Raw genomic sequence first — 2192 nt, forward strand, 5'->3', positions numbered from 1 at the left:
GCCAGCACCTCGCGCACCGTCGGCTCGAGCGCACCGTCGGCCTTGATGTCGATGTTCACCCGGATGCCGGGGAAGGCCTCGAACAGCTCCCCGAGCAGCGGTATCGGTTCGGTGCCGCCGATCCGCACCTCGCGCAGCGCGTTGTACGGCAGGTCCTCGACGGCGCCCGACACATCGGAGACCCGGTCCAGGACGGTGTCGTGGAAGGCCACGAGCTGCCCGTCCTTGGTCGCGTGCACGTCGGTCTCGAGGTAGCGGTAGCCCATCTCGACGGCCCGCCGGAAGGCCGCCATCGTGTTCTCGACGCCGCGGTTGGGCTCGTAGGCCGCCCCGCCCCGGTGCGCGAGGGCGACCGGGGTGGGGGCGTCCAGGTAGGCGAAGTCGCTGGCACGCACCTCAGGCCACCGGCAACCGGACCCACGCGGTGGTGTCGCTCGGCAGGCTCCCGTCGTCAGCGAGCGGACCCGAGGAGATGAGCACGTCGCCCTCGGGCAGGGTGACGGGGGAGTCGCCGACGTTGGTCACGACGAGCAGGGTGCGCTCGCCGTCACCCGAGGTGTTGCGGAACGCGATGACGCTCGACGAGTTCAGGGCGTCCCACGTCAGGCTGCCGTGCCCGAAGCGGTGCTTGCGGCGATAGGCGAGCAGGTCGCGGTACAGCTCGAGCGTCGAACCCTCGACCCCCTGCTGCTGGTCCACGGCCAGGTCGCCGTACACCTGCGGCTGCGGCAGCCACGGTGTCGAACCCGGGCCGAACCCGAAGCTCGGCTCGTCCTTGGCCCAGGCCATCGGCACGCGGCAGCCGTCGCGCCCGGTCACCTTTCCCTCGGTGCGGTGGAACGTCGGGTCCTGGCGGACGTCAGCCGGCATGGTCGTGTGCTCGGGCAGGCCGAGCTCCTCACCCTGGTAGACGTAGGCGCCACCGGGCAGGGCCAGCATCAACGCGGTCGCCGCGCGCGCCCGACGAAGGCCGAGCACGGCATCCGGTTGCGGGTCGTCCGCCGTGATGCCGTTGGGGCGCGGCAGGTTCTGGTCGAGCCCGAGGCGCGAGGCGTGCCGCACGACGTCGTGGTTGGAGAGCACCCACGTCGTCGGGGCGCCGACGTTGTCGTTGCTGCGCAGGGAGTCCTCGATGACCGCGCTGATCGCCGTGGCGTCCCAGCGTGCGTCGAGGAAGTCGAAGTTGAAGGCCTGGTGCATCTCGTCCGGGCGGACGTAGCGGGCCAGGCGTGACTCGGGTGTCACCCAGGCCTCCGCGCACAGGATGCGGTCGGGGGCGCCGTAGGAGTCCAGCACCGCCCGCCAGTCACGGTAGATCTCGTGGACACCGTCCTGGTCCCACATCGGGGCGGCACCGGTGGCGGTGTGGTCGAGCACCTCGCCACCGCTGGAGTGCACCTGCGCAGGGCTGGTGCCGTCACCGGCGTCGTCGCCCACCTCGTCGTACAGACCGACCGGCCCGTCCCAGTCCGGCAGGCCGTCGCGCTTGACGAGTCCGTGCGCGACGTCGACCCGGAAGCCGTCGACCCCCCGGTCGCACCAGAAGCGCAGGATGTCGAGGAACTCCTGGCGGACCTCGGGGTGGTGCCAGTTCAGGTCGGGCTGGGTGGTGTCGAAGATGTGCAGGTACCACTGGCCGGGCGAGCCGTCGGCCTCGGTGACCCTGGTCCAGCCCTGCCCACCGAACACCGACGGCCAGTTGTTCGGCGGCAGCTCGCCGTGCTCACCGCGGCCCTCGCGGAAGACGTACCGATCGCGCTCGGGGCTGCCCGGCCCGGCCGCGAGGGCGGCCTGGAACCACGCGTGCTCACTGCTCGTGTGGTTGGGCACGAGGTCGACGAGCACCTTGAGCCCGAGGTCGTGGGCCTGCGCGATCATCGCGTCGGCGTCGGCCAGGGTGCCGAAACGGGGGTCGATGTCGCGGTAGTCCGCCACGTCGTAGCCGGCGTCGTGCATCGGTGAGACGTAGAACGGGCTCAGCCACACGGCATCCACCCCGAGGTCGCGCAGGTACGGCAGGCGCGCCGTGATGCCGGGCAGGTCACCGATGCCGTCGCCGTCGGCGTCCGCCCACGAGCGCGGATAGATCTGGTAGATCACCGCATCGCGCCACCAGGGGGCGTCGGGGGAGTCCGCCGGGTGGACGACGTCGCCGGGGGTGGTCAGGGGCTTCGGGGTGCTCGCAGTCACCG

Annotated in this window: 2 protein-coding genes; both read right to left on the reverse strand. The window is 71.6% G+C overall.

Annotated features, from left to right (window positions below; genetic code table 11):
* Positions 1-395: glycerophosphodiester phosphodiesterase (locus PLL68_RS12315; RefSeq protein WP_324534495.1), on the reverse strand; the 395-nt coding region annotated here is incomplete at its 3' end.
* Between the two features lies 1 nt (position 396).
* Positions 397-2190 (reverse strand): glycoside hydrolase family 13 protein, encoded by a 1794-nt coding sequence (locus PLL68_RS12320; RefSeq protein WP_502910705.1) that lies wholly within the window; start codon positions 2188-2190, stop codon positions 397-399.
* Between the last annotated feature and the right edge of the window lie 2 nt (positions 2191-2192).

The organism is Ornithinibacter sp. (assembly GCF_035443565.1).
Lineage (GTDB): Bacteria > Actinomycetota > Actinomycetes > Actinomycetales > Dermatophilaceae > Fodinibacter.